Origin of the sequence: Streptomyces sp. ISL-96 (assembly GCF_018614035.1) — a bacterium.
GTDB lineage: Bacteria > Actinomycetota > Actinomycetes > Streptomycetales > Streptomycetaceae > Streptomyces.
On record NZ_JAGGPA010000003.1, the window covers coordinates 109428 to 134082 of the forward strand.

The 24655-nt window shown below is 67.7% G+C and carries 28 protein-coding genes; 9 read left to right on the plus strand and 19 right to left on the minus strand.

Annotated features, from left to right (window positions below; all coding sequences use genetic code 11):
• Positions 1-11 precede the first annotated feature (11 nt).
• Entirely contained in the window at positions 12-683 is a 672-nt protein-coding gene (locus J7E96_RS02650) for a DUF6461 domain-containing protein (RefSeq protein WP_215127013.1), read from the plus strand.
• Between the two features lie 209 nt (positions 684-892).
• Positions 893-1642 carry a transposase family protein gene (locus J7E96_RS02655; RefSeq protein ID WP_215127015.1) on the plus strand — a complete coding sequence of 250 codons (750 nt, stop codon included), beginning with the start codon at positions 893-895 and terminating at the stop codon, positions 1640-1642.
• Between the two features lie 81 nt (positions 1643-1723).
• Here the strand turns inward: J7E96_RS02655 and J7E96_RS02660 are convergent, their stop codons facing one another.
• A complete protein-coding gene (locus tag J7E96_RS02660; protein ID WP_215127017.1) occupies positions 1724-2461 on the minus strand; it encodes a hypothetical protein in 738 nt (245 codons plus the stop codon).
• A gap of 213 nt (positions 2462-2674) precedes the next feature.
• On the opposite strand from J7E96_RS02660, the gene J7E96_RS02665 reads away from it, so the two are divergent.
• The 3 genes from J7E96_RS02665 to J7E96_RS02675 all read left to right on the plus strand — a co-directional run bounded on the left by J7E96_RS02665 (position 2675) and on the right by J7E96_RS02675 (position 6028).
• Positions 2675-3022 carry a helix-turn-helix transcriptional regulator gene (locus J7E96_RS02665; protein WP_215127019.1) on the plus strand — a complete coding sequence of 116 codons (348 nt, stop codon included), beginning with the start codon at positions 2675-2677 and terminating at the stop codon, positions 3020-3022.
• 776 nt (positions 3023-3798) lie between these two features.
• Positions 3799-4059: a hypothetical protein gene (locus tag J7E96_RS02670; protein WP_215127021.1), complete on the plus strand. Its 261-nt coding sequence runs from the start codon at positions 3799-3801 to the stop codon at positions 4057-4059.
• Positions 4060-4858: 799 nt separating this feature from the next.
• Positions 4859-6028 (plus strand): hypothetical protein, encoded by a 1170-nt coding sequence (locus J7E96_RS02675; RefSeq protein ID WP_215127023.1) that lies wholly within the window; start codon positions 4859-4861, stop codon positions 6026-6028.
• Between the two features lie 291 nt (positions 6029-6319).
• Here the strand turns inward: J7E96_RS02675 and J7E96_RS02680 are convergent, their stop codons facing one another.
• Positions 6320-7396 (minus strand): phosphotransferase family protein, encoded by a 1077-nt coding sequence (locus tag J7E96_RS02680; RefSeq protein WP_215127025.1) that lies wholly within the window; start codon positions 7394-7396, stop codon positions 6320-6322.
• Between the two features lie 117 nt (positions 7397-7513).
• Here J7E96_RS02680 and J7E96_RS02685 point away from each other — a divergent pair, with 117 nt between their 5' ends.
• Positions 7514-7972 (plus strand): MarR family winged helix-turn-helix transcriptional regulator, encoded by a 459-nt coding sequence (locus J7E96_RS02685; RefSeq protein ID WP_215127027.1) that lies wholly within the window; start codon positions 7514-7516, stop codon positions 7970-7972.
• A gap of 108 nt (positions 7973-8080) precedes the next feature.
• Here J7E96_RS02685 and leuE read toward each other — a convergent pair whose 3' ends face one another.
• The 3 genes from leuE to J7E96_RS02700 all read right to left on the minus strand — a co-directional run bounded on the left by leuE (position 8081) and on the right by J7E96_RS02700 (position 11059).
• The gene (gene leuE, locus J7E96_RS02690; protein WP_215127029.1) at positions 8081-8737 is read right to left on the minus strand and encodes a leucine efflux protein LeuE; all 657 of its coding nucleotides are present in this window, start codon (positions 8735-8737) and stop codon (positions 8081-8083) included.
• Between the two features lie 70 nt (positions 8738-8807).
• Positions 8808-9392 carry a Uma2 family endonuclease gene (locus J7E96_RS02695; protein WP_308295812.1) on the minus strand — a complete coding sequence of 195 codons (585 nt, stop codon included), beginning with the start codon at positions 9390-9392 and terminating at the stop codon, positions 8808-8810.
• An 86-nt stretch (positions 9393-9478) separates the two neighbouring features.
• Positions 9479-11059, minus strand: coding sequence for a methylmalonyl-CoA mutase (locus J7E96_RS02700; protein ID WP_215127033.1), 1581 nt, complete (start codon positions 11057-11059; stop codon positions 9479-9481).
• A gap of 210 nt (positions 11060-11269) precedes the next feature.
• On the opposite strand from J7E96_RS02700, the gene J7E96_RS02705 reads away from it, so the two are divergent.
• Positions 11270-12172: a L,D-transpeptidase family protein gene (locus tag J7E96_RS02705; protein ID WP_215127035.1), complete on the plus strand. Its 903-nt coding sequence runs from the start codon at positions 11270-11272 to the stop codon at positions 12170-12172.
• A 190-nt stretch (positions 12173-12362) separates the two neighbouring features.
• Here J7E96_RS02705 and J7E96_RS02710 read toward each other — a convergent pair whose 3' ends face one another.
• The 5 genes from J7E96_RS02710 to J7E96_RS02730 form a co-directional block, all read right to left on the minus strand.
• Positions 12363-13460 carry a hypothetical protein gene (locus J7E96_RS02710; RefSeq protein WP_215127037.1) on the minus strand — a complete coding sequence of 366 codons (1098 nt, stop codon included), beginning with the start codon at positions 13458-13460 and terminating at the stop codon, positions 12363-12365.
• A complete protein-coding gene (locus J7E96_RS02715) occupies positions 13460-14203 on the minus strand; it encodes an RNA polymerase sigma factor (RefSeq protein WP_215127076.1) in 744 nt (247 codons plus the stop codon). The genes J7E96_RS02710 and J7E96_RS02715 overlap by 1 nt, the downstream gene beginning before the upstream one ends.
• A 295-nt stretch (positions 14204-14498) precedes the next feature.
• Entirely contained in the window at positions 14499-15461 is a 963-nt protein-coding gene (locus tag J7E96_RS02720) for a hypothetical protein (protein WP_215127039.1), read from the minus strand.
• Between the two features lie 51 nt (positions 15462-15512).
• A complete protein-coding gene (locus J7E96_RS02725) occupies positions 15513-16142 on the minus strand; it encodes an RNA polymerase sigma factor (RefSeq protein ID WP_215127078.1) in 630 nt (209 codons plus the stop codon).
• Positions 16143-16287: 145 nt separating this feature from the next.
• Positions 16288-16734 (minus strand): hypothetical protein, encoded by a 447-nt coding sequence (locus J7E96_RS02730; protein ID WP_251069292.1) that lies wholly within the window; start codon positions 16732-16734, stop codon positions 16288-16290.
• Between the two features lie 240 nt (positions 16735-16974).
• Between J7E96_RS02730 and J7E96_RS02735 the strand changes: the two genes are divergently transcribed.
• Positions 16975-18465 carry an ATP-binding protein gene (locus J7E96_RS02735; protein WP_251069293.1) on the plus strand — a complete coding sequence of 497 codons (1491 nt, stop codon included), beginning with the start codon at positions 16975-16977 and terminating at the stop codon, positions 18463-18465.
• 4 nt (positions 18466-18469) lie between these two features.
• Here J7E96_RS02735 and J7E96_RS02740 read toward each other — a convergent pair whose 3' ends face one another.
• The 9 genes from J7E96_RS02740 to J7E96_RS02780 form a co-directional block, all read right to left on the minus strand.
• Positions 18470-18838 (minus strand): hypothetical protein, encoded by a 369-nt coding sequence (locus J7E96_RS02740; protein WP_214972130.1) that lies wholly within the window; start codon positions 18836-18838, stop codon positions 18470-18472.
• A 107-nt stretch (positions 18839-18945) separates the two neighbouring features.
• Entirely contained in the window at positions 18946-19449 is a 504-nt protein-coding gene (locus J7E96_RS02745) for a GNAT family N-acetyltransferase (protein WP_215127041.1), read from the minus strand.
• A gap of 211 nt (positions 19450-19660) precedes the next feature.
• Complete coding sequence (locus tag J7E96_RS02750) at positions 19661-19927, minus strand: hypothetical protein (protein ID WP_215127043.1); 267 nt, start codon at positions 19925-19927, stop codon at positions 19661-19663.
• A 134-nt stretch (positions 19928-20061) separates the two neighbouring features.
• A complete protein-coding gene (locus J7E96_RS02755) occupies positions 20062-20430 on the minus strand; it encodes a hypothetical protein (RefSeq protein ID WP_215127045.1) in 369 nt (122 codons plus the stop codon).
• Between the two features lie 115 nt (positions 20431-20545).
• Complete coding sequence (locus J7E96_RS37025) at positions 20546-20707, minus strand: hypothetical protein (protein WP_251069294.1); 162 nt, start codon at positions 20705-20707, stop codon at positions 20546-20548.
• Positions 20708-20953: 246 nt separating this feature from the next.
• Positions 20954-21526 (minus strand): SUKH-4 family immunity protein, encoded by a 573-nt coding sequence (locus J7E96_RS02765; RefSeq protein WP_215127047.1) that lies wholly within the window; start codon positions 21524-21526, stop codon positions 20954-20956.
• An 88-nt stretch (positions 21527-21614) separates the two neighbouring features.
• Entirely contained in the window at positions 21615-22556 is a 942-nt protein-coding gene (locus J7E96_RS02770) for a tetratricopeptide repeat protein (protein WP_215127049.1), read from the minus strand.
• 25 nt (positions 22557-22581) lie between these two features.
• Positions 22582-22782, minus strand: coding sequence for a DUF397 domain-containing protein (locus tag J7E96_RS02775; RefSeq protein ID WP_215127051.1), 201 nt, complete (start codon positions 22780-22782; stop codon positions 22582-22584).
• A gap of 12 nt (positions 22783-22794) precedes the next feature.
• Positions 22795-23649 (minus strand): helix-turn-helix transcriptional regulator, encoded by an 855-nt coding sequence (locus tag J7E96_RS02780; RefSeq protein WP_215127053.1) that lies wholly within the window; start codon positions 23647-23649, stop codon positions 22795-22797.
• Positions 23650-23922: 273 nt separating this feature from the next.
• Between J7E96_RS02780 and J7E96_RS02785 the strand changes: the two genes are divergently transcribed.
• Complete coding sequence (locus J7E96_RS02785) at positions 23923-24402, plus strand: ATP-binding protein (protein WP_308295813.1); 480 nt, start codon at positions 23923-23925, stop codon at positions 24400-24402.
• Positions 24403-24655 lie beyond the last annotated feature (253 nt).

Consider the following 24655-nt stretch of genomic DNA (forward strand, 5'->3'; position numbering starts at 1 on the left):
CAGGGGGCGTCATGAACCGGGGATCTCGGGAGAACGGGCTGCGCTGGGTAGCGGACCCACGTAGCGACAGCTTCACGCTCACGCTCAGCGAGGGGCTCTCGCCGTACGAACTGCTACGCAGCGTAGGAGCTGAGGAGCGCCACATCGTCCCGCTGACCCGTCACGCGGCGTACGACCTGCTACTCAGAACCGAAGAGGACCACATCAGCGACCTGGACTTCCTGGACTGGGAAGACGACGCGGCAGTGGCCCGATTGACGAGCGGGGGCTTCCTTCCCGCCCCGCCGGACGCCATCGTCCGAGCGGGTTCGGTGGCGGGCTGGGCGTACGCGCTGGAGGAGTTCACCTGTCACACCAGTACCTACGTCGCGGCGCTGTCCGAGCGGGGACGGGCTTTTGTCGTGCATCGCAATGCGAAGGGTTTCAGCCGCGTCAGCTACGGCCTGCACGGCGAGGTTGTGTCATCGTTCGAGCCGGGTCTGCCCCATCTCGGGGACGGCGCTCCGGCCGAGGTGGCGCTCGGTTTCGTTCACCGTGGTGACGAGGTAGGGGATGTGGCGTTCCTACGGTTCCTGGAGGGCGAGCTCGGCATCTACCTCCCCTGGGAGGAGACGGAAGCGGAGCTGCCGGCGGTCGCGTTCACTCACACAGCCGGGGAAGATCAGATTGTTGTGAATTCGTAGAGGGACGCGCCCGCGACGGCGCGCGTACCGCTTCGGAGGACCGCCAGCCGCGCGGAACGCCAATTGCATCGCCCAGTCCCGCCAAGTAGGGCGTTCATCCGCCAACTGAAGCGCTCAGTCACATGACGGCGACGAGGACGCAGCGCACGAGGCACCCGTGCCGTTGAGGGAGGTGTTCGAAGCCTCAACTCATCAGCGCAGGTGCCTCGTTGGTCTCTTATCCTGCCGCACTCGACCTGCCGCATGCGCTGGTCGAGTGGGTCACCATGCTCATCGTCACCCGCCAGGGTGACCGTCGCTGCAAGCTTCCGCCGCACCAACGCGCGCTCGTCGCTTTGGTGTACTTGCGCAAGCACGACACCCTGGCCCAGATCGCCGCCGGCTTCGGTATCTCGGTCGGCACCGCCCACGCCTACACCGCCGCGGTCATCGACCTCCTGGCCGCCCGGGCTCCGGGCCTGCTCAAGGTCCTGCGCGAGCACGAACCGGAGTACGCCCTGCTCGACGGCACGCTCGCCGACTGCGACCGTGTGGGCGACGGTCGAGCCGACTACTCCCACAAGCACCGCCGCCACGGCGTGAACGTGCAGGTCGTGACCGACCCAGCCGGGCACGTGCTGTGGATCTCGCCGGCCCTCCCGGGCCGCTGCCACGACCTGACCGCGGCACGAACCCACCGGATCATCCGGATCTGCGAACGCCAGGGAGTCCCCGTCCTTGCCGACCGCGCCTACACGGGCGCTGGCCCCTGGGTTACCACCGGACGCAGACGACCGCCTGGCGGACAGCTCTCTCCCACACAGGAAACGATTAACCGGGCGCTCGCCACGTCCCGGGCACCCGTCGAGCGCGGCATGGCACGGCTGAAGTCCTGGCGGATCTTCCGAAGATCCCGGATCAGCCCGAACCGAATGACGTCAGTCGCTAAGGCCGTCCTCACCCTGGAGAGGCAACGCTGAAAAGGCTCAGTCACCGAGCTGACGAAGGGCGAGCAGCCTCTCCTTGGGTGACCGTTCTCCATCCATGCGACAGGTGGCGGATCAGCGGTTGGCGAGCTTGGCCTTCCAGGTGCGGGTGTCGGCGGTGATCTCCTGGACCTTGTCCACGCCCTTGCCGAAGGACTGCACTCGGGGGACTGCCTTCCAGACCGTGGAGGCGGTGGCCACGCCGGTGTGGCCGGTGCGGGCGACCTTGCCCTTGGTGATCCTGATGGCGGCGTTGACGTTCTTGATCTCACTACTGGCGCGCGGAGTGCCGCTGACCTTGCCCTTGAAGATCTCGTAGCGGAGGTTGAGCGTCTCACTGGTGACCGGAATGCCGAAGATCGTCTCGGTCACGGTGAACGAGACCTGCTTGGTGCTCTTGCCCATGGCGGTCTTGCCGGCGGTGACCTCGGTGATGAACGTGACGTCCTTGTTGTAGGGGTCGACGACCTTGAGCCTGCGGTCGATGTTGCCCCTGGCCTGGTCGATGAGGGCCTTGTAGATGTCCCGGTCCTGGAGGTACTTGACGAACCGGGCCTGCTTGCTGGTGGGCAGCTTGGTGAACGCGTTGAGCGCCTTCTTGGCCTCGGGCGTCTTCTGCTGCTTGAGGTAGGCGGTGTAGCTCTTGACGGTGAGCTGGGCGGCAACCGGCTGCGCCTCCGCCTGGACGGCCTGGTTGTTGCTGGGCTGCGCGTTGGCGTCCATGGCGGACGTGGTCGGGGCCAGGACGGCGAGGGCAGCGGCGCCGGCGACGGCGGACGCTGCGAGGCGGCGCGTGGATATGCGGCTGTGCATGGTGTCTCCCGGTGGTTTTGATGTTTGCTATTGCGCAGAACGACACTATGAATCCGCCGGGTTGGCCGAAATTGTCTCTTGGGGCACTGCCCTTGAGGGACCCCGCTTTTCTGGCGTGCTCTTGTCAGTGGCGGGGACTAGGTTGGGTCGTGATCGCCGCCGCACCCAGGGCACGGGGCTCTGCTGGGAACAGCGGCATCAGGAAGGACCAGCATGTCCAAACGGTCCGATGCGGCAGATGTGGCTTGCGCCTACCGGCGAACCGGAATCGCTCCAGTGAGTGGGATCGGGAGACTCAAGGAGCTGACGGGCCGGGAGAAGGAAGTCCTTCTCCTGCTGGGTACGGGGTTGGGCAATCGGCAACTGGCGCGTGAGCTGGGCATAGCGGAGCGGACAGTGAAGGCGCATGTCGCCCGCATAGTGGATAAACTCGGGCAGGAAACTCGACTGCAGGCTGCAGTGCTGTCCGTGCTCGCCCACAGCGTGCTCTGCGTCGATCCATCGTGTCCGTGCCGGCACTCCGCGCTGCCGCCTGGCATCCGGAATGCGTTTGCCGCGTAAGTGCGGGTCGCGCCCGACCCCCTGACCCGGGGTCGGGCGCGGCCTCCCCGAAGGCGCCCCGTGTGGACACTGCCTGCCTGGTACACCTCACTCTCACATGCCACAGCGAGGGCTCCTCAGGTGCACATGCGTCACTCGGGCTTCTCGGACAGCGCCCTTGCCATGCGCAATAGTTGAGCGTTGCACATGACAAGGGTGCAATGCCTCCGCGTATGCGCGTGATGCGACTGTGCCGATCTCGCAGGGTGTGCTGCGTATCCAACGAAGCCTTACGTGACAGACGGCTCAAGGGCGACGCCTACCGCGGCGGGACGCATCCCCAAGGGGCATTGCCCTTTCGTACACCTCCCTGCTGGACGTCGCGAGAATGAGGAACTCGCGTCTACGTTCGAGCCTCGGGTTGCCGGATGGGCAGCCATGACCGACTGGGGCTCACATGAAGATGCGCATGATGCCGAAGATCGCGGGGACCGCGGCCCTGGCGGCGGCAGTCACCCTTTGGGATCTCTGGCTCGGAGACGCTGTCAACAGCTCGTCTCATGGTCTCTGATCATGATCCCGAACGGGTTCGACGCCCATCTGGAGGCGGATTCACCGACCGCCGGGCTCGCGGCAGCGTGCTGCCGACAGTCACACTGTGCGTGAGCTTGATCTCACAGGCGCCCCTCTGTGTGGTGCAGATCCGAGAGATCGCCCGGAAAGTGCCATGATGGGGCCTGCAGGAGTCTCATACCTGCGTGTCGAAGATGCCGACACCCAACAGCGAGGAACCCGACATGGCCACCGGATCCGCAGACAGCCCCGCAACCCTCTACGGGCCCGTCTCACTCGTCCTTGGCACTGTTGCTCTGATCGCCGCGGTGTTCGCCGGCTATATCGGAATCGCGATCCCGTTCCTGTTCGGCAGCCTCGCCGTCACTTTCGCGCTCCTCGGCCTGGCACGCAAGCTCAACCGAGGCCAGTGCGCCATCGGCCTCACCGCCGGATCCCTGAGCGTGCTCTACCCGATCTTCCTCGCCGCTGCCCTGAGCGCCTGACGAGCTCAGCACCCACCGGACACTCCACCGCGGCCTGTCCGAGGGCCCTCCCTCTCATCGCGACAGGAGCGATGAGCTCACGAGGTGTCGATGATGGGCCCGGCACACCGTGGAGTCGACATTGAGGTCCCACACCCACGAAGCGGGATCATCCAATGCTCAAGATCCGCTTTCGATACACACCCTGACCGGGTCTCCGTTCGTACGGCGCTGGACGGAGACGGAGCAACCAGCAGCGCCGCGTACACGGCGTTCCACCCCCTTTCCCGGAGCCCTGCGCCTCAGCAGAGCCGCTCACTCAGTGCGGCGTGGCGCAGTTCCTCACATTGAACAGAATGTCATGGGCACGTAAGACAGCCGCCCCTTCGTGCACTGCCCACCAGGGCACTGCCCCAGGAGACACTTACGCCGCAATCCCCCTCCTTCTTAGGGTCGTTGATACATCCCCTGCCAGAAGGAGGAAGGCAGGTGCGAGCCCCCTTTAAGGGGCCCTGATGGAGGAGGCGTCGCTCGCGACGCTCTGCCCTCCACAGGTCAGCGCTGTGCAGATCAGTCAGCAGCGCCTGTTGCATTGCCAGCCTTCAGTCCGGCCCAGGCGAAACAAGGCAACGCCGGCTAACCCTTCCGCCCCCGCACCTCTCCAGCCCACGACCTTCACCGAACGCAGAGGCATCGGCCTGGAGCGGTAGTCCACCGGCCTTCGGCCGGTAGGCGGCGCTGCCCGCAGAGGCCTGGCAGGGACGAGCGGGACTGCCCGCTCCCACAGATCAGCAGTCGAAGAGGATGAAAGGGAAGATCTATGCAGCTTTCTCGTTCCGCAAAGGCGGCGGCGCTGTCCTTGGCCCCGCTCACACTTGTTGCGACCGGGTTCCACGCATCTGCCACCCCCGACCATGACCCGCGGCTGGGCACTTCGGCGTTCTCCATATCCGCCCTGTCCTCCGGCAAACTGAAGGACGTGTCCGGCGTCAGCGCAAACAGCGCGGACGGCAAGACGCTGGCAGCACAGGGGTTCAGCGTGATGCGGGCGGCTTCCGGAGAGACGGCTGTTGTGGACCGTTCCTCGGCCCGCGAAGGGATCACCGCAGCAGCCGGCAAGTCCTTCGTGGACCTCTCGTGGAAGGGATACGCGAAGGACGCCCGCTACGTGGTCACCCGCGGCGGCAAGGAAGTGGCCCGCTTGGACGCGGGGGTCACTTCCTTCCGCGACACGAACGTGGCACCGGGAGCCGACTACCACTACCAGGTCGCACCGGTACTGCCGAAGGGCGGAAACCCGCAGGCACGGCTGTGGGGCATGAAGGTGTCCGTCCCGGTCTCCGGATCGCCGACGGCACTGCGCGCGCAGGCGGTCTCCCAAGCGGCCGCCGCAGGCGTTGCCAAGACGTCCACCCTCTCCTGGGTCACCTTCATCCCACAGAAGAAGATCAACGCTCCCACAGTGGGATGCGACTACGGCGGCAAATTCCAGTTCGGCGGTGACGGGCGCACCAAGTTCGACTGGAAGTCCAGCAATTACCGCACCGCCCTGCATGCCACGGTCACGTGGAAGTCCAAGAAGGTGGTGGGCAACAAGGACGTCCGCTCCACCAACGTCTACGTGAAGAAGACCGGCAGGAAGGTCGCCACCAAGACTGCCACCAGCAAGCACATGTCGGCCAAGAAGCTGGGCTCCGGCAGCAACTACGTGGACGTGCGGATGTCCCTGCACGCCACCAACCCCTTCTGCAAGGGTCTGGGCAGCGTCAAGGGTGCCATCAACGGGGCCTTCACCATCAACCTGACCAAGAGCGGGAATTACACCATCCGCTCCGGCAAGCACCGCCTGATGCCCAACCACCACATCTACATCTACGACGGTGGCAAGGTCACCAACGTCTACACCCGCAAGTACGCCAACGCCTCGTGCCTGGTCGGCTCGATTACCTGCCCGGAGGCCGACCTGACCGGCACCTACGGCAAGTTCTGACCGCGACGACGGCCTCCCTCAGCCAAACGGCGCGCCCGTACCCGCGCCCGATGGAGTCAGAGACAAGCCGCTCAAGCCGTCCAGGGCTTCGCCTCCTCCTGGCGCCGAGTTTCGTTGCTGCGCGGCAGATCGCCCCTGCAGTCCCACCCGTCTCAGGCTCAATGCCTTCGGCCACCACGGGGGTGTTTCGGCCCACGTGAGCCCCACGCGGCCCGTGCCGACCGCCGGCTGGAGCGGACGCCGAACCGACCCGACGACGATGCCGTACGGGTACGCGTCCGTACCCGTACGTCAGAACCAGGGCCGCTCGCCGTGCGTGGGCAGTGGGCGCAGGGTCGGCCAGCGGGTCAGGAGGCGGGTGGCCAGGGTGTTGCTGAGGTGGGCGAGGGTGTGCAGGGGGTCGTGGCTGCGGGTCAGGGCGGCGACTGCGTTCAGGCGGTGGAGCAGGCGTTCGCGGGCGGAGACGTAGCCCCAGGCGAAGTCCTCGGCGGGGATGCGGGCGAGGTGGTCGGTGGACTCGCGTTCGGCGCGCTGGACGAGGGCGTCGCCGCGGATCAGCCAGCCTGCGCAGGCGTCGGCGAGGTCGCCGGGGACGTCCGTGCCGGTGAGGCCGCGCCAGGTGGACCGGTAGATGTCCTCGACCTCCGTGAGCGGGGTGCCGGTCACCGACATGGCGCACCAGCAGGTCGGGAAGCCGATGCGGAAGTACGCCAGTTCGACGAGGCCGTTGCCCAGTGATGCCTGCTCGAAGTCGATGAAGCGCAGGCCCTCGGCGGTGCGCAGGTCGTTGCCGGGGCAGGGGTCTCCGTGGAGGAGGGCGTGGTGGGGGGCCGGGTCCAGGCGGTCGATCAGGTCCGCGAGTTCGTTCGGGAGTCCTGGCGGGACGGTTACGTCGAGTGCCTTCGCGAGGGCGAGGAAGGAATCGGCGTCGGCGGCCGTCGGCCCCGACCAGGCGGGAAGCGTGCCGGTGTCGGCCGGACCGGTCAGCGCGTGCAGGCGGGCCAGCGTCTCGGCGTACGCCGGCATCCAGTCGTCCACGGCCGCCCCGAGGTCGTCCAGGTGCTCCAGGACCATCACCCGGGACGCCGGGTCCGTGGCGAGCAGCGCGGGGGCGACGGCCGGTCCGCCGGCTCCGGTGGCTCGGGCGGCGAGGCGCAGTGCGGCGACCTCACGGGCGTACCGCGCGTCCTCGTCAGCCTTGGCCCCGGCCCCTCCCCCGCCGGCCGACTGCTTGACGATCACCCGGTCACCCCCGCGCAGCTCCACCCGCCACACCCGGGAACGCGGGCTGCTCTCCAGCAGCGTGGCCCGGGAGGGTGTGCCCACAGCGGAACGTAACTCGTCACTCATCGGCACCTGGATCGGCATGACGCCCAGGGTAGGGGTTCAGGTCTCAACGCCGTTGACGTCAAGTGTGCTTGAGGTTCTACGGTCGGTCTCATCAGCGTGAACACCGCACTACAACGACGAGTTGAGGGCAGAGCCATGGAGTACTCGCACGACGACGCAGGACTCGTACGCCAGCCGATCGGTTACTGGAGCTGGGCGGCCCACAAGTCGGTCGTCACCCACATCCGCACCGCCCTCGCGGAGCTCGGCCTCACTCAGCCCCAGTGGTGGATCCTGAGCCAGCTCGTCGACCACCCGGAAGGCAGGTCCCGGGCGGACGTGGTGGCCGTCCTTGCGGGCTACCTGGACGTGGGCGCCACCCTGGAAGGCGACATCGACGTCCTCACCGCCAGGAACCTCATCACCCAGGGCGACGACGACAAGCGTCTTCGGATCACCGACGAGGGCCGGGCGCTCCAGAAGACCACCGCCACACGCCAGCAGGTCCTGCGTGACGAGATCCACGCCGACATCACGGACGAGGAGTACGTGCGTACGCTCAAGGTCCTCCAGCGCATGATCCACAACACCAGCGGCCAGGCCTGGCACGAGTGAGGCACCGATTCGCCGGCCTCGCGACGGGTCGTCGCACACGAGCACCACTCGTCCGCCGACACCTCCGCCGGGAACGGTGCGGCCGGTGCGGCCGGTGCGGCAGCCGGTTCAGACGCTGCTGAATGACAGCTTTGCCGCGAAGCCCAGGAACAGGGCCCCCGCCGCCGACGTCGCGCCCGCCGACAGCCGCTTGCGGCGGCGGAAGGTGGCGGCCAGGCGGGTGCCGCCGAAGATCAGGGCCGAGAGGTACAGCACGCTCGCGACCTGGGCGAGGGTGCCCAGCAGGACGAACGAGAGGGCGGGGTGGGCGTACGCCGGGTCGACGAACTGTACGAAGAAGGAGATGAAGAAGAGGATCGCCTTCGGGTTGAGCAGGCTGATCACGAGCGCGCGCCGGTACGGGCGCTCCACGGCCGGGGCTTCCTCGGCGACGGCCGTACTGTCGTCCGCGCGCTCGTTCCGCGTGCGCCACATCGACCAGGCCGCGCGCATCATCCCGATCGCCAGATACGTCAGGTAGCCGGCGCCCGCGTACTTCACGATGCCGAAGAGCAGCGCGTTCCCCTGAAGCAGCGAGGCCACACCGGCCGCGGACAGCACCATCAGGACCGCGTCGCCGCACCACACGCCCGCGGCGGCCGTATAGCCCGTGCGTATGCCGCGTCGCGCCGCGACGGAGAGGACGTAGAGGGAATTCGGACCCGGCAGAAGAATGATCAGGACGAGCCCAACGAGGTAGGTCGGCAGATCGGTGACACCCAGCATGGGCGGAGTGTCGCATGTACGTGCGACACTCCGCCTCTGGGTTTCACATGGCAGGCAGCCGGGGCGCCTGTCAGTCCTCGTCGCCGTCGAGGAGCCGGTCTACGGAGAGTTCCATGCCGACGCCCACCGAGGGAGGAAGCGGGACACTGCTCCCCCTCTTGTACGTCGAGCAGGTGCGATATCGGTCCCCCTCGGGGTCGACATACACCAGCACCTCGTCGTGCTTGCGGTCCGCGATGATGTACGCCGGAATCCCTGCCTCGGCATAGGTCTCGACCTTGGTCACCAGGTCGTTACCCCAATTGGAGGACGTAACCTCCAGCACCAGGCGGAAGACGTTCGGCGCGTAGCAGTTCTTCGCGACCAGCGCGTCCTTGTAGTCGGCGTCGACGATGGACAGATCCGGGACCGCATAGTCGTCCGGCCCGGTCGGCAGCCACAAACCAATACCCTGGAGGACCTTGAGCCCGAGTGCTCTGCCTCCGGCGCTCAGGAACTCACAGCTGACTTCAAGCAGCACCTCCTGATGCGGACCGTCCGGCGGCGGTGTCACGAAAATGCCCCCCCTGATGATCTCCACCCGGTGCCCGGGCAGCTCTTCCCAGAGGCGGTCGGCAGCATCAGCAAGCGACGACTCGTGCAGTATTACGGCCACGGCAACCTCCATTCGAGACCACTCTTCTCGAGCGTATCCACCACCACCGGCATTCCGCTCGGGATCACTCGTCCGAGGTACGGACCTCAGAACGCTTTCGTCGGCACGTACGTGCCCCACACCTCCCGCAGCGCGTTGCAGACCTCCCCGACCGTCGCCCGCGCCCGCAGCGCGTCCTTCATCGGGTACAGGACGTTGTCCGTGCCCTCCGCCGCCTTCTTCAGCTCCGCCAGCGCCGCGTCCACCGCCGCCTGGTCGCGCTCGGCCCGCAGCTTGGCCAGCCGCTCCGCCTGCTGGGCCTCGATCGCGGGGTCGACGCGCAGCGGCTCGTACGGCTCCTCCGTCTCCAGCTGGAATCGGTTCACGCCGACCACCACGCGCTCGCCGCTGTCCGTCTCCAGCGCGATGCGGTAGGCGCTGCGCTCGATCTCGTTCTTCTGGAAGCCGCGCTCGATCGCGTTGACCGCGCCGCCCATGTCCTCGACCTTCGCCATCAGCTCCAGGGCGGCCGCCTCGACCTCGTCGGTCATCTTCTCGATGACGTACGAGCCGGCGAACGGGTCGACGGTGGCCGTGACGTCCGTCTCGTACGCGAGGACCTGCTGCGTCCGCAGCGCGAGGCGGGCGCTCTTGTCGGTCGGGAGGGCGATCGCCTCGTCGAAGGAGTTGGTGTGCAGGGACTGCGTCCCGCCGAGGACGGCCGCCAGGCCCTGCACGGCGACGCGCACCAGGTTGACTTCCGGCTGCTGCGCCGTCAGCTGCACGCCCGCCGTCTGCGTGTGGAAGCGCAGCATCAGCGATTTCGGGTTCTTCGCGCCGAACTCGTCGCGCATGACTTTCGCCCAGATCCGGCGCGCGGCACGGAACTTGGCGACCTCTTCGAGGATCGTCGTACGCGAGACGAAGAAGAAGGACAGGCGCGGCGCGAAGTCGTCGACGTCCATGCCGGCGGCAACAGCCGTGCGGACGTACTCGATGCCGTCCGCGAGCGTGAACGCGATCTCCTGCGCGGGCGAGGCACCGGCCTCCGCCATGTGATAGCCGGAGATCGAGATCGTGTTCCACTTCGGGATCTCGGTCTTGCAGTACTTGAAGATGTCCGCGATCAGGCGCAGCGACGGCTTGGGCGGGAAGATGTACGTCCCGCGCGCGATGTACTCCTTCAGCACGTCGTTCTGGATCGTGCCGGTGAGCTTGTCGGCCGGTACGCCCTGCTCCTCGCCCACCAGCTGGTACATGAGCAGGAGGAGAGCCGCCGGCGCGTTGATCGTCATCGACGTCGAGACCTTGTCCAGCGGGATGCCGCCGAACAGGACGCGCATGTCGTCGATCGAGTCGATCGCGACACCGACCTTGCCGACCTCACCGCTCGCGATCTCCGCGTCGCTGTCGTGGCCCATCTGGGTGGGCAGGTCGAAGGCGACCGACAGGCCCATCGTGCCGTTGGCGATCAGCTGCTTGTAGCGGGCGTTGGACTCGGTGGCGGTACCGAAACCGGCGTACTGGCGCATCGTCCATGGCCGGCCCGTGTACATCGACGGGTACACGCCACGCGTGAAGGGGTACTTGCCGGGCTCGCCCAGCTTCTCCGCGGGGTCCCAGCCCTCCAGGGCGTCCGGCCCGTACACCGGCTCAATAGGCAGTCCCGACTCCGACTCGCGCGCCATCTGCTGTGCCTCCCGCTGAACGTACTGGCTGGTAATTAACCGACCCTCGCGACGGACTGTAGCGGCGAGCGTGCGGCCGGTGGAGAGCCGCAGGCTGGGACCTTGCTCACAACGTCGCTGTTGGTCGCTGTTCCCATCATGCGGGGGCTTTCGCAACCGGGCAGAGCGGGAAACAGTCCATAGGGACATACGAGATGCCGGGGGGCGGGGATGGACGAGAACCAGCGGAGCAACAGAGCCGTGCGCAGAGCGGTGGCGTTGACGGCGGTAGCGGTGGTGGCCGTGACAGCGGGGTGTACGGCGCGGGCGAGCGGGGTGGGAGCGGGAGCGGCGGCGGGCGTGACGAAGTCGGCGGCTCCCGCTCCCGCGCATGAAGCCGCGATCGCGTCGCCGGACACAGCCGCCCCCACCGAGACCCAGTCGCAGACGCCCGCGCCCAACCGCACGCCCACTCTCAGGCCCGAGCCGCCGGCGCCGGCGCCCAGGATCCTCATGGCCAGCGGATCCGAAGGCGCCCAAGTACGCGAGCTCCAGGCCCGGCTGCGCCAGATCGGCCACTTCAACCGCACTCCGACCGGCCACTACGCCTCGGTCACCGCCGCCGCCGTCTCCTCGTTCCAGGACAAGCGCGGCCTGCCCCACACGGGCACCACCGACACCGTCACCTGGGACAAGCTCCTCGGGATGACCAGGAAGCCGACGCGCGCCGAGCTGCACCCGACGACCGCCAACCCGGTCGCCAAGCCCGACCCGCGCTGTATGCGGGGCCGGGTCCTGTGCATCAGCAAGACCAGCCGCACGCTGTCCTGGATGGTGGAGGGGCGGGTCGTCTCGGCGATGGATGTGCGGTTCGGATCGCAGTACACGCCCACCCGCGAGGGGACGTTCACCGTGTACTGGAAGTCCCGCCACCACGTCTCGACGCTGTACGACAGCCCCATGCCGTACGCCCTGTTCTTCAGCGGCGGGCAGGCCGTCCACTACTCGTCGGACTTCGCGGCCCGCGGCTACAGCGGTGCTTCGCACGGCTGCGTCAACGTCCGGGACGAGGGGAAGATCGCGAGCCTGTTCTCGCAGGTGCGCAACGGCGACAAGGTCGTCATCTACTGGTAGCGGATGAGGGAGAAGAAGTGGCGCGGGCGGGACCGGGGGAACGTGTCCCGCCCGCGCCTGTTGCGCGGAGCCGAAGGTACGGGGGGAACCCCGGCTCGTCGCGCTGCCGATGACCAGTCGGCTCACTCTCTACTGCGTCACCCGCTCGAAAAACGTCACACCTGCGTGAGCGCGGCAATAAAAGCGCAGGTCAGTGCAGTGAGTGCGGCTGCGGCGAGGCTCCGACAGTGGCGGACGGCTCGACGGTCGGGGAGGGCGGCAGGGTGTAGGAGATGGGCGGCACAGCGTGGCGGCTCCCGCCGGGCGCGTCGTCTTGGGTCCCGTCGCTCCCGTCGCCCTTGTCGCCGCCCTCGTCGCCGCCGTTGCCGCGGCCGTCGCCGTCGCCGTTTCCGCCGCCGCTGCTGCTGCCTTCGCCTTCGCCGCCGCCTTGTTTGCCCCCGGTCCCGTTCCCCTTCGCGGAGCCGTCCAGCACGCGGTCGCAGAAGCGGTCCACCCGGTCGGCGCCGTTGGCGGCCGCCTCCAGGCGTCGCTCACGGTCGGGGGTGAGGGTGCCGGCGCGGTAGTCCTGGCACGCCTTGCCCGTCTTGCGGTACCAGTCGCCGGAACCGGTGCCGGAACCGTCGCCCGGTGCCGTTCCCGGTGAGTCGTCGCCGGTCCAGCCCGGGTAGGTGGGGAGCAGGCCGGTGTCCGACCCCGGCGAGGACTCGTGCGTACCGCCGGTTTCGCCTTCGCCGGCCCCGTCGCCGGACGTCTCGACGTCGCCGCCGGGAGTGCCGGTGGCGCCCGGCTTGGGCTCGCCGGTGGCGCCCGGTTCACCCGTGGCGGTCCCGGAGGTGAGCGGCTGGGGCGTCGCGGCCGCGGACACGGAGGACGCGGGCGCGGGGTCGGCGCCGCGTCCGAAAGGGCCCGGCAGTACGCCCGTGCCCGCCGCCACCGCGACGCCGCCGAGCGCGACACCGGCGAGCGCCCCGGCCAGCCCGAGGCGTACGGGACGTGCCCAGCGCACGGGTACGGAGACCTTGCGTCCGAGACGTACCGCGGAAACGGAAACGGAAGCGGAAAAGGTGTCGGGGGCCGCGGCCCTGGCCTTGCGGAAAGCCGCCAGCGCGGCCGCCTCGCCAGGGAGTTCGCCCGCCTCGTGGCAACCGGCCCGCGCCACACCGTCGAGGGCGGCGGAGAGGCGCTCGGCCTGGGCGCGGGCGTGGTCGCCGACAGGCCCGACGGGTTCTCCGCGCAGCAATCGCTCCGCCGTGTCCTTGTCGAGCCACTCGTAACGCTCGTCGGCCATCACATGTCCCTCTGCGTCCGCACGCCGGAATGCGTCACACCGGCGGACGTCGCCCGGCCCGGTCGCGGGCCTCGCTGGGGCGGTACGGCGCCGAGTTCCGGCCTTCCACCGGGCAGGCCCGCCGACGTACCGCTACTGCTGCTGTCACTGTCTTCCCCCCCGCCGAAACCCCCGGCGCCGTACGGACCGCCGTCCGCCGCGTTCAGCAGCTCGGCCAGCCGCTTCAGCCCGCGGTGGGCAGCGGTCCGTACGGCGCCGGGGCGCTTGCCCAGGGTCTCGGCGGCGCTCTTGGCGTCGAGCCCGACGACGACGCGCAGGACGACGGCCTCGGCCTGGTCCTGCGGGAGCTGGGCGATGAGCGCGAGGGTGTCGCCGGTGGCGAGGGCTTCCATCGCCTCGTCGGCGGTGTCGCAGGCGCCGGGCTTGGCGGCGAGTTCCGTCTCGTCGCCGCCTACGGCCGGGCGGCGGCCGCGCATCCGGATGTGATCCAGGGCACGGTTGCGCGCTATGCGCGCGGCCCAGCCCCTGAACCGGTCGGCGTCGCCGCTGAACCGGTCGAGGTCACGGGCTATCTGGAGCCACGACTCGGAGGCGACATCCTCTGCCTCCGGGTCGCCGACCAGCGTTCGTATGTAGCCCAACAGCCGCGGGTGCACGGCGCGGTACACAGTACGGAAGGCATTCTCGTCCCCGTCCTGTGCCGCGAGCACCGCGGCGGTCAGCTCCGCGTCGTCCCCCAGCACTCCCTCAACCTGTCCCAAGTCGCAGCTGGTCACCACTGCCGCGCAGCCCCGCGCGAGTCAGCACGCTACGACGTTCGAAGGGGTCCCGTCCACGTCTTGCACAACGGGCGACTGATCGCTGACAGAGAGCGGTGTGACAGAAAACGCATCCACGGCGCTGAGAGTAGTACGGGCCGCCGCACGGTCCGCGGACGGCGACCGGGGCCTCTCCTGTGGGGGGTGGCGGCCCCGGTCGTCCTTCCAGGACCTGCGGCGGCCCTATCTTCCGAAGCTTCCTGACGGCCCGTGACGTCTTTCACGGCTTCCCGGATTCGCTTTCGCCGCTCTCGCCGCTCTCGCCGTTGCCCTCGGTGCCGTTCGCGCTCTGACGGCCGTCGTTGCCGTCTTCTTCGCTGTCGGCGGGCTGCGTGGGATCCGCGGCGGGATTCCCCGGATCCGCAGGATCCGCGGCCGCGTCGCCGTCCGGCTTCGCCGGGGGCTCCTCCGGCGTCCCGGGCGCCGCGCCCGGCTTCGAGGCCTTCAAGCCCTTGGGCGCCTTCGTGGAGCCCTTGCCGCCGGTACCCGCGCCCGGCCCCGGCTGCCGCTTCTCGGCCGCCAGCACGCCCTCGCAGTACGCCTCCACCGTCAGCCCGGCGTCCTCGGCGTCCGCCGTCAGCTGCTCGGAAGCCGCACCGCGGCCGGAGGCCGAGCGACCGTGGGACACCAGGTACGCGACGCAGTTCGCGACGTCGTTCCGCGCCCGTGCCGGGCGCGGCGGCCCCGAGCGGGTGACGTCGGCCGAAGGAAGGCGCGCCGCGCCCTCCTCTGCCGCACCTGCCGCGCTGCCCCGCGCCGCGCCGGGGGTGGCCTGGGCACTGCTGTGGGTCCCGGTCGCCACAGCGGCGGCCCCGCCGCCGCCCGAACCACCGTCGCCGATCCCGAACGGCGCCGGGATCGCTCCCGTGCCGGCCGCGAGCGCCACCCCGCCCAGCGTCACCGTGGCCGCGGCCGAGGCGAACGCCGCCCTGACGGGCAGCACGCCGCGCCACCGCCGGGACGGCCGCCAGTCGTCGCGCCTGCGCGCCTGCCACCAGCGCTCCGGGCCGGCGTGCACGCCGGAGTCGCGCGCCTCCCGGTACGCGGCGAGCGCCGCCTGCGCGTCCGCCTCGCCGGGGCGAGGCGCGGATCGGCGTACGGCGGCCAGCAACGCCTCGACCTCAGGCGTGACCGCCTCCTCACCCACCGCTTCCCATTTCCCGGCCCCGGCCCGCTGTCGCATCCGCGCCCGTCTCCGTACCCGTCTCATGTGTCACGTCTCATGCGTCACGTCTCATGTCTCATCTCTCAGCGTGCGCGGCGCCGCAGACGTCACAACGCCCGTCCGGCTCCCCGCGGCCAGCTGCTCGGCCAGCCGCTTGAGCCCGCGGTACGCGGAGGTCCGTACCGACCCGCTGCGCTTGCCCAGCACCCGGGCCGCCGCGGGCCCGTCGAGCCCGACGACGACGCGCAGCAGCACCGCCTCCGCCTGCTCGCGCGGCAGCGTGGCGATCAATTCCAGCGCCTGACCGGTCGACAGCGCTTCGAGCGCGTCGTCGGCGGTGTCCTGCCGGCCTGGCAGGTCCAGTACGTCCTGCTCGATCAGCGAGGTAAGGGGTCTTCGCTTCCGCTTGCGCAGGTGGTCCAGTGCGCGGTGGCGGGCGATCGTCGCCGTCCAGCCGCGGAACCCCGCCCCGTCGCCGCGGAATCGCCCCAGGTCCCGGGCGATCTCCAGCCACGCCTCGGACGTCACGTCCTCGGCGTCTTCCCCCACCACCCCCCGCACGTATCCGAGCAGCCCTGGATGCACGAGCCGGTACGCCGCAGCGAACCCGCTCTCGTCCCCCTGCTGGGCCCGCTCGACGGCAGCACCCAGCTCCGCGTCGTACGCCTGTGTACGACGCCGCTCCCCGCCCCTGACCACACGACCCTCTTCGTACGACTCGGCACTGGTCACCGTGCCCATGCCCCCTGGGAGCCAGGCCCCCCATTGCTCTGCGCCGGGAGCCACAGAAACGTCACAGCGTCTTCGCCGCGCCCGGCTCAGACTTCCATCAGAAGGTCACCCATCACGCCTCGCAGACGGCCTTGCGAGCCCGGCCGTGAAGCAGCAGGTAGAACCGCTGCACCGACTCCTCGGAACCGGCCTCGAACCGGTTGACGACCTTCCCGAGCGGGTTCCACACCCGCCCGTCGGGCATCCGCACCCCGACCGACTGCCGGAACAGCTCACGCTGTTCGTCCCCGAAGTCGACCCAACGCCCGCCCGCCCTGCGGACGATGACCTCACCGGTGTACGCCCCGAGCCCGCGCAGCACCGCGTCGATCTGCGCACGCTCGGGCGCGTTGCGCCGCAGTCCGTCGACGACGAGGTCCACGAGCCGCAGGCTGGCCACGGAGTAGTCGAGCGGCAGCCGGTTGCGCCCGGTGAGCTGCTCGACGAACTCGGCGGCGTACCCGCGCATGCCGCACGCACCGGGCAGCCTCAGCTCGCCCTCCCCCACGCGCTCAACCATGTACCCACGCCCCTCCGGCTCAGCCGATCAACGCCTTCCACTGACCAAGCGTCAGGAGCCTCAGGAACATCACGCTAACCACCCTGTGTTCGTTGTCACGACCCCAGATCCGACATTTCCGCGATCTCCGTACAACCATCACCAGCCTTCGAGCGTCTGGCAGCGCACCGTACGGGCCCCGGAATCGTTCTTAGAGGTGTACTTATTCGAGGTACGCCTCTAAGAGATTCGGACAGCGGCATGCCCAAGCCGAAGGTGCGAAACCTTCCGAAGCCCAAAGACATGTTCGACCGCGACTGGGAGTGGAGCGAACTCACAGCTTTCGCCACCGGCGAGGGCCTGGGCCCCCGGCTGGGTGTGGTCTCCGGCCGTCGCCGACAAGGCAAGAGCTTCCTGCTGCAAGCCCTGGCCGAGGCCACGGGCGGCTTTTACTACGCGGCTGTCGAGGCCTCGGCGGCCGAATCGCTGCACCTGCTCGGAGAAGCTGTCTCCCGGTACACGGGCGCGGCAGTCCCACCCCGCCCGGCGAACTGGCAGGAGGCGCTGGATCTCCTCTTCGACCTCGCGGCGGACCGACCGGTCCCGGTGGTGATCGACGAATTCCCGTACCTCGTACGGAACGCCCCCGCTCTCCCCTCTCACCTCCAGGCAGCCATCGGCGTACGCTCCGGCCGCCACCTCCAGCGGCACCCACGGGTCCTGCTCTGCGGCAGCGCCATGTCGTTCATGGGCGGCCTGCTGTCCGGGACGTCGCCGTTGTACGGGCGAGCCGGACTCGACTTGGTCGTGCACTCGCTCGGGTACCGGCAGGCAGCCGAATTCTGGGGCATCCGAGACCGCCGCCTGGCCGTCCTCACCAACGCGATCGTGGGCGGAACCCCCGCCTACCGCCGCGAGTTCGTCGACGACGACGTTCCATCCGGACCGGACGACTTCGACGACTGGGTCTGCCGGACCGTACTCAATCCGGCCCGCCCCATCCACGCCGAGGCCCCGTTCCTACTGGCGGCCGAACCGGACCTGCGCGACCGCTCGCTGTACCACTCAGTGCTCGCGGCCGTCGCGGCCGGCAACACCACCAGCGGCGGCATCGCGAGCACAGTCGGCCGCAAGGCCACCGACATCTCGCTCCCGCTCACCGTGCTGAAGCGGTGCGGGCTGCTCACCGCCGAACCGGACGCGTTCCGCAAGAACCGCACCATGTACCGCGTCGCCGAGCCGCTGATCGCCTTCCACCACGCGGTCGTACGCCCCGAATCGGCCCTGCTCGCCCGCAGGCGCGGCACGGCCGGGGTCTGGGAGCGCAGCCAGGCCACCTTCCTGAGTCAGGTCGTCGGTCCGCACTTCGAGCGCCTGTGCCGCGAGTGGGTCGAATGGCACGCCGACCCCGAAACGTTCGGCGGCATGCCGATCGACGTCGCTGCGGGGACGGTTCCCGACCCGGCGGCCCGCACGAGCCACGAGGTCGACGTTGTCGTACACGGCGCGGTGGGGCAGGACCGGGGCATCCTGCTCTCGGTCGGCGAGGCGAAGTGGCACAAGGTGATGGACGTACGCCATCTCGAACGCCTGCGCCACATCCTGCGCTTGCTCTCGGCCCGGGGCGTGGACACGACGCACGCCAGACCGGCCTGCTACAGCGGCGTGGGGTTCGCTCCGGAACTTCGGGCGGCGGGCGAGCGTGGAGAGGTGGTGCTGGTGGATCTGGAGCGGCTGTACGCCGGCCAGTAGTGGGTCACCCTCCCATTTGCGCCTTGAGGTGCCCGATCACCTCGTTGAACTCCTTGGTCGGCGAGAAGTCGATGTACTCGCAGTCCTCGAGGGCCTCCGGCACGTGACCGGGCGCCCAGTAGAAGGCCTGCCCCGCCTCGTAAATGTCTTCGCCGTCCTTGGTCCGCATCTTCAGCCGGCCCTTGAACAGGTATCCCCAGTGAGGGCACTGACACAGGTCATCGGGCAGGCCCTTGGCCAGCGGCCCCATGTCCGTACCTTTGGGAAACCGCGCGAAAGCGACGGTCATGTCGCCCCCGACCTCCTGCATACGCAGCTCTACTCCGCCGCCTTCGATCGCGACAGGAGCATCATTCCGGGTCGTTGCCTGCATGAGTCCTCCAGGGCGAGACGGTTGCGGGCTCGGACTGTCCGCCTCCTCCCAGTCTGTCCCCGACCGCACGGCCGTGCGACACGGAGGAGACGCCGGGCGCCGGGCAGTCACACGCCCACCTCCCACACGACCTCCCCCTCCTGCCGACGCTCGGTGGGCGAGAGCCCGGCCGCCGCGGCGACGGCGGCGGACGCGTGGTGATCCGGGTGGATGTGGGCGATGACGGTACGTACGGACGCCCCCCGCGCAAGCCACGCCACCAGCCCGGACGCGGCCTCGGACGCGATGCCACGCCCCTGCCACGGAGTCCCGACGACCCACGCGATCTCGGCGCCGGACGCACTGACGGTGGCCTGAACCGTACCCACCAGACACCCCTCGCCCCGGAGCCGGACGACCCAGTTGCACCAGGAGACGGCAGCATCGGCCGACCCGGCCACCAACCGCACATACCGCTCCCGCAACTCCTCCGACGACGCCGGAGCGCCGCCGATGAAGGCGTGCAGGCCAGGATCGGACAGTACGACGGCCATTTCCTCGGCGTACGCGACCCGCAGCGGCAGGAGGTCCAGACGCGCGGTGACGACGGCTTCGGCCTGGACGGAATTCATTGGCACCTGCCTTCCACAGCCATGAACGGCGGAGCAGCCGGTTTGCTCATCGGCTCAGCCGGATGAGCCCCAGCCAGGTCGCCGGAGCCGGCTTCACAAACCCCGCTCGCATTCCGGCATCCGCAAGCACCAAAGCATCCAATGCCCGCCACCACAAGGCAAGTTCTGCCCGGACACTACGATGAGCGGCCGCGGGCTCCCCAAAGGCGTATCACGTCAGGTGGAGCTTGAGCTGTTGGTTATGTTCCGAATGACCCACCACGACTCCAGTAATTGATTCGCCCACCTCGGGCCAGATCAACACCGAATCGTCATCGTCACGTTTATGCATCCCAGCCACATCCGCTAGGGCGCCGTACCGTCGCACACCTTCAATTGAAATGAAGATGCCAAACGAAGCGACACGTTCAACAGCGCCGGCGACCTCGGCCCCGAAAGGGAACTCCTGCTTGACGGCGTCCCATTCATAATTCACCATCTGCTCACATCCCGTCGCACGACCGCACGTCCACGTACGTACGTGCGTGCGTCTCGCGCCCACCAATGGCGGCACACCTTAGCCTGCCGACACGAAGGGCGAGCCCTCTAGCAAGGACACACCCAGTCAAGGTCTCATCCATCAGCCCATGAGTAGTCCCAGAACAACGAGTCGAAGTGTTCAACCTTGAGCAGAACCTCCAACCCCATGTCCCGCGGCAACAGACAGCCACGGGCCCAGGTGAAGTCGTCGACCCCCATCCTGATCTCGACCTCTTCCGTGTCGTCGGAGATCTTGAGATTCCAGAATGACGCGTCACGCCCCATGGTCACGACGGAGAATTCGGGTTCGACTGCGACGATGAGGCACTCCTCTTCACAGTCGTTCCACGTGAAGACGGCCGATACACCGTCCAGGAGACTGCGATACGCCTCCCTCACCTCGCCGAGTCCTATCAATCTCTCGCTGCGTGCCGGATCCCAGATTTCGAGCTGAACTGTCACGGATTTCAACACCGCGCAACCTTCGCGTGCCGTTTGAACAGCCTTCAGCGTGGTGGCTGACGGCAGGCGGAGCGGCGACATCACAGCAGGGCCGGATCAACCGAAACACCGTCCCTCACCAAAGCCAGCGTTCGAGGAACTCGGCCCAGATGAAGCCGAGGTAGCCCTCGAAGGCGGGTGGGTCAATCGCCTTGAGTTCCGCCGCCAGCCCGCGAAGTTCGGCAAGGGCTTCGTCCTCCTGCTCGTCCGGGTCGTTGAGGATCGGAGACTGGCTCACGTGTCGGCCGTAGTGGTGCAGTGTCTGAAGGCAGAGGTCGATGGAGGTCGATGGAGGAATTAGCAAACCAGGCTTCCCCGCCCGGCGGGACGTAGTAGACCCTGCCAGTGTCCGGCTCGACGCCGAAGGCCCACTGCAAACCTGGCACGAGGTGGCCGTGGTGGTTCCGCGACAGCTGATAAAGGACGGTTCCTGATGTGGTCTGGAGGGCGGGGGCCGGATCTGTCTGGAACGCGACGTACTCGATCACCGCCGAACGGGGGCGACGTCGCATGCCCGATGAGACCACTCCTCGTCATCCACATAGTCTCCAATTGCCACATCAAAGAGAATTGAACGCCAAAAACCCGGATCGTCTTCTAGTGCCGACGAATCAATCTCCGCGAGTGACCTTCCCAACAGATCGGAGAGCCCCTCCAACACTGCCGGATCGGCCTCACCTACAGTTTGACCGATCTCAAGTTCAAATACATTCAAACATTTAGAGAAGTTCTGCGGTGATGAATTCACAAGAAATAGAGACAGGCCATCATTGTCGACATTGAACACCTGCCCGCTTTCGCAGTCAATGCAGTATGCATCGGCACCATCCCCTCCGGATCCCAATTTTAGGAGGTCGCGGCCTTCAATATTCTTGGCACCGCCACCAGTGGCTTCCGAAGCCGAAAAGAGGACATGCCCAACAGGCAGACCGACCGAAGAAAGGTATTCTCGCATCGCAAGGTTTCTCACGCACGCAACGTATTCGATTGAATAGCGATGGTTAATCACCGGCGGTCGTCCCCATTCTCGTAATGATGCAGTAATGCTACTGCTCATTCTCGAAACCGAACGGCTCAAGGTCGACCATGGCGATATAGCTGCTCGTCGGCCGCCAGACCGGGTCCTCATGCGTGATGTACGAAATTCAATCAACCGAATCCGACATTTTTGAATATCCACTCGAACTAATCAATGTGGCTCCAGTCACGGACCCGCCGTGGGGGGGGGGGTGACCCGCTCCGCTGTTGCACATCTGGATGATCTTCTCCGCCTCCGGCTCGCGCCCGGCCAGTCGGCCGCCTTCCCTGATTTCCGAATCTCTCATCAAGGGGGCGATCTGGAAAACCTCGTGCACACCGTCGAAGTTGTGATGCTCAAGCATCCGCAAGAACCATTTGACCGCGACAACCCGGTTCTCCGAGGTGCCGATTCCGTCCCGGTACCAGCACCCTGTCGCCAGCATCGCCGCGATGTGCCCCAATTCCGCAGCCCGCTCGTACCAGAAGAGCGCTTCCTCGTCCCGGTCCAGATCCGAGAGGACATCGCCGAGTTTCGCCGCGGCTTCGTCCACGCCCCCGTCGGCTGCGAACCGCAGCCAATGGATCGCTTCCGGCAGGTCAGGCGGACCTTCGCCCTCCTCCAGGCAGAAGACCCCGAGATTGTGCGCGGCGATCACATCGCCTTCGCTCGCGGCAGCCAGAAACAGCTCCCTTGCCTTCGCCAAGTCCTGGGCGACTCCGTCTCCTTGGACGCAGAGATATCCCAAAGAACGGCGAGCCTCGTTGCTTCCGGAATCGGCCGCCTTCCTGAACCAGGCGGCGGCTTCCGTCGCATTCTCGTCCAAGGCGAGCAGCACTCCGCCCAGGACGTTCTGACTGTCGGCATCGCCGCCCCGCGCGGCCTCCTCCAGAGCAGGGCGGAACTGCGCCAGCCGGCGGCTGCCGGTCTCGCTCTCACCCTGAGCCGCCCGCAGTAGCCATCGTGCGCGATCCGCCACACCCGATGACTCGGCCATCAACAACATCTCGGTGTCGCCCGCTTCGGCTCTCGCGAGGATCTCCGCTGTGCGGTCTTCGCTACCGGGCACAAGAACTCCTTCAACCAATCTCTGGCTAGGATCGGGGAGCCCGGACCTCCCCGGCCTTCACTCCGAGGACCAGCGCCGTCAGCGCTGCCCGGTTCGTCGAAACGATGTCGGCCGGGCTCTCGCTCTCCCGTATCGCAACACCGTCGCTTCCCGCCGTGGCTACCTCGACACAGTTGTTGCCGCCGCCTGCGCAGAAAGATGAACGCTGCCAGTCATGTGGGGGCATCTCTTAGACCTTTCACAGCTCGCGAGCGATGGACCGGATGAGCCTTTGCGACTCTTCGGGAGGGAGCGCGGAGCGCTCCATCAGGTCCAGAAGGGAACGATAGTTCGCCAATGGTGTCGGGGCATCTACGAATTGGCCACCGAACGATGTGTCCAGTTGGACCGTGTCCAACTGCGGTACGGGACCTTCGGTATAGAGGATCGACTGACCCGCACCATGGAATGGGCCCGCGTTGAACGGGATGACCAGCAGCGTTACGTGATCCCGCTCGGATGCGTCCGCGAGGTGGTCCAGTTGTGCACGGGCCACATCCCTGCCGCCGAACTCCAGCCGCAGCGCGGCCTCATGAATGATGCCGACGTACGGAGTTGGGCTCTCTCCCGCGAGGACGGCCTGTCGCCCCATGCGGTGAGCTACCCGCAGTTCCACCTCCAACCGGGGCAATTGCGGAACCGCGAAATCGAAGATTGCCCGTGCATGCTCTTCGATCTGCAAGAGGCCCGGCAGGTGCACAGTCTGTGCCGTCCGGATGCGCGTGGCATAGTGCTCGATCTCGGAGACGTCGACAAACCCGTCGGGGAGCTTGCCCCGGAATTCGTCCCACCAGTGTCGCGTACGGCGGCTGCCTGCCATCGCCGCGAGCGCGTCGACCAACGCTGAGTCTGGGCATCCGTAGTGGCAGGCGATTTGCCGCACGCGCTCCTCACTGAGTCCGGTGCGGCCTGCCTCAATGTTGGAAATCATCGTTCGGTCCGCGCCGAGCATCGCAGCCGCCGCCTGGATCGAGATGCCGGCCTGCTCACGCATGCGGCGCACTTCGGCTGCCAAGCGGCGCTGACGGCCTGTGGGTGGATTCCGTGGAGCCATGGTTCCTCTCTCGTGCGCGCGCGCACAGTCTCGCAGGGACGCTGTTGCACGGTCCAGTGAGTCAACTAACTACTCACTCATTCGTGAAAAGTAACTCACATGTGAGTTGTCGTGGTCTAGCTTGTCAGTCACGCCACTTGCTCGGCCGTCGCCAGCGGAAGCGCACCGTTTCTCCTACCCCAGGGACGGAGGCCGGCATTGCCACCGCCGGACGTCAAAGCCTGCGGCACACGCCCACTTGACGCCACTCGCACGCACCCCAGGAGGTGCCCCGTGAGGACAGAAGCCACCCCCCACATCCACCCCACGCCTATCCCGTTCGCGGCCCCCTGGCAGTACGAACTCACCTTCCCCTGCGACCCGCGCGGCCCCCGCATCGCCCGCACCACTCTCCGCGCCATCCTCGCCGCCCATCACCTGGCCGAACTCAGTTACCGCGCCGAGCTGTTGGCGTCCGAGCTGGCCACCAACTCCGTGCAGCACGCCAAAGGACCGGCCGCCGTACGTCTCCAGTGGTTGCACCCCGTACTCCGAGTCAGCGTCTGGGACCTGAGCCCCGACATGCCCAAGCCGTACGCACCACCCGCCAACCCCGACGCCGAGGCAGGCCGCGGACTCGCCATCCTTGAACTTGTCGCCGACCGCTGGGGCGGGTGCGCCATAGGAGAAGGACCATACGGACCCGGCGGCAAGACCATCTGGTTCGAGCTCGCCCTCCGCACGGGACCACCCCCACCCGCGCTCGCCAACTGACCGAAGCCTCAGCGGCAGTCCGGTCGATAGCAGGCAGGGCGCCATCCGACGGAAGACAAACCTTCGGGCGACCGCAGCGGTGTTGATTCGGCCCCGGCGCCTGGACCTCATCCATAGCGGGCGTACGGACAGGCAAGCTAAACCGCCACTGGCACTCCAGCTTCAGATCTGAATGTTCCAGTGGGGGCAAGCTCTGGAACGGGTGCGCCACCGGGGTGGGTGACGGAAACGCAAGGCTGAGCGAACGTCGCCG

Coding starts and splice junctions, on each gene's coding strand:
- J7E96_RS02675 (WP_215127023.1), top strand. CDS start 4,859: ATGCAGCTTTCTCGTTCCGCAAAGGCGGCGGCGCTGTCCTTGGCCCCG.
- leuE (WP_215127029.1), bottom strand. CDS start 8,737: ATGCTGGGTGTCACCGATCTGCCGACCTACCTCGTTGGGCTCGTCCTG.
- J7E96_RS02775 (WP_215127051.1), bottom strand. CDS start 22,782: ATGCCCCCACATGACTGGCAGCGTTCATCTTTCTGCGCAGGCGGCGGC.
- J7E96_RS02780 (WP_215127053.1), bottom strand. CDS start 23,649: ATGGCTCCACGGAATCCACCCACAGGCCGTCAGCGCCGCTTGGCAGCC.
- J7E96_RS02670 (WP_215127021.1), top strand. CDS start 3,799: ATGGCCACCGGATCCGCAGACAGCCCCGCAACCCTCTACGGGCCCGTC.
- J7E96_RS02660 (WP_215127017.1), bottom strand. CDS start 2,461: ATGCACAGCCGCATATCCACGCGCCGCCTCGCAGCGTCCGCCGTCGCC.
- J7E96_RS02730 (WP_251069292.1), bottom strand. CDS start 16,734: ATGGTTGAGCGCGTGGGGGAGGGCGAGCTGAGGCTGCCCGGTGCGTGC.
- J7E96_RS02740 (WP_214972130.1), bottom strand. CDS start 18,838: ATGCAGGCAACGACCCGGAATGATGCTCCTGTCGCGATCGAAGGCGGC.
- J7E96_RS02665 (WP_215127019.1), top strand. CDS start 2,675: ATGTCCAAACGGTCCGATGCGGCAGATGTGGCTTGCGCCTACCGGCGA.
- J7E96_RS02720 (WP_215127039.1), bottom strand. CDS start 15,461: ATGCGACAGCGGGCCGGGGCCGGGAAATGGGAAGCGGTGGGTGAGGAG.
- J7E96_RS02685 (WP_215127027.1), top strand. CDS start 7,514: ATGGAGTACTCGCACGACGACGCAGGACTCGTACGCCAGCCGATCGGT.
- J7E96_RS02700 (WP_215127033.1), bottom strand. CDS start 11,059: ATGGCGCGCGAGTCGGAGTCGGGACTGCCTATTGAGCCGGTGTACGGG.
- J7E96_RS02680 (WP_215127025.1), bottom strand. CDS start 7,396: ATGCCGATCCAGGTGCCGATGAGTGACGAGTTACGTTCCGCTGTGGGC.
- J7E96_RS02705 (WP_215127035.1), top strand. CDS start 11,270: ATGGACGAGAACCAGCGGAGCAACAGAGCCGTGCGCAGAGCGGTGGCG.
- J7E96_RS02745 (WP_215127041.1), bottom strand. CDS start 19,449: ATGAATTCCGTCCAGGCCGAAGCCGTCGTCACCGCGCGTCTGGACCTC.
- J7E96_RS02735 (WP_251069293.1), top strand. CDS start 16,975: ATGCCCAAGCCGAAGGTGCGAAACCTTCCGAAGCCCAAAGACATGTTC.
- J7E96_RS02710 (WP_215127037.1), bottom strand. CDS start 13,460: ATGGCCGACGAGCGTTACGAGTGGCTCGACAAGGACACGGCGGAGCGA.
- J7E96_RS02650 (WP_215127013.1), top strand. CDS start 12: ATGAACCGGGGATCTCGGGAGAACGGGCTGCGCTGGGTAGCGGACCCA.
- J7E96_RS02750 (WP_215127043.1), bottom strand. CDS start 19,927: ATGGTGAATTATGAATGGGACGCCGTCAAGCAGGAGTTCCCTTTCGGG.
- J7E96_RS02765 (WP_215127047.1), bottom strand. CDS start 21,526: ATGAGCAGTAGCATTACTGCATCATTACGAGAATGGGGACGACCGCCG.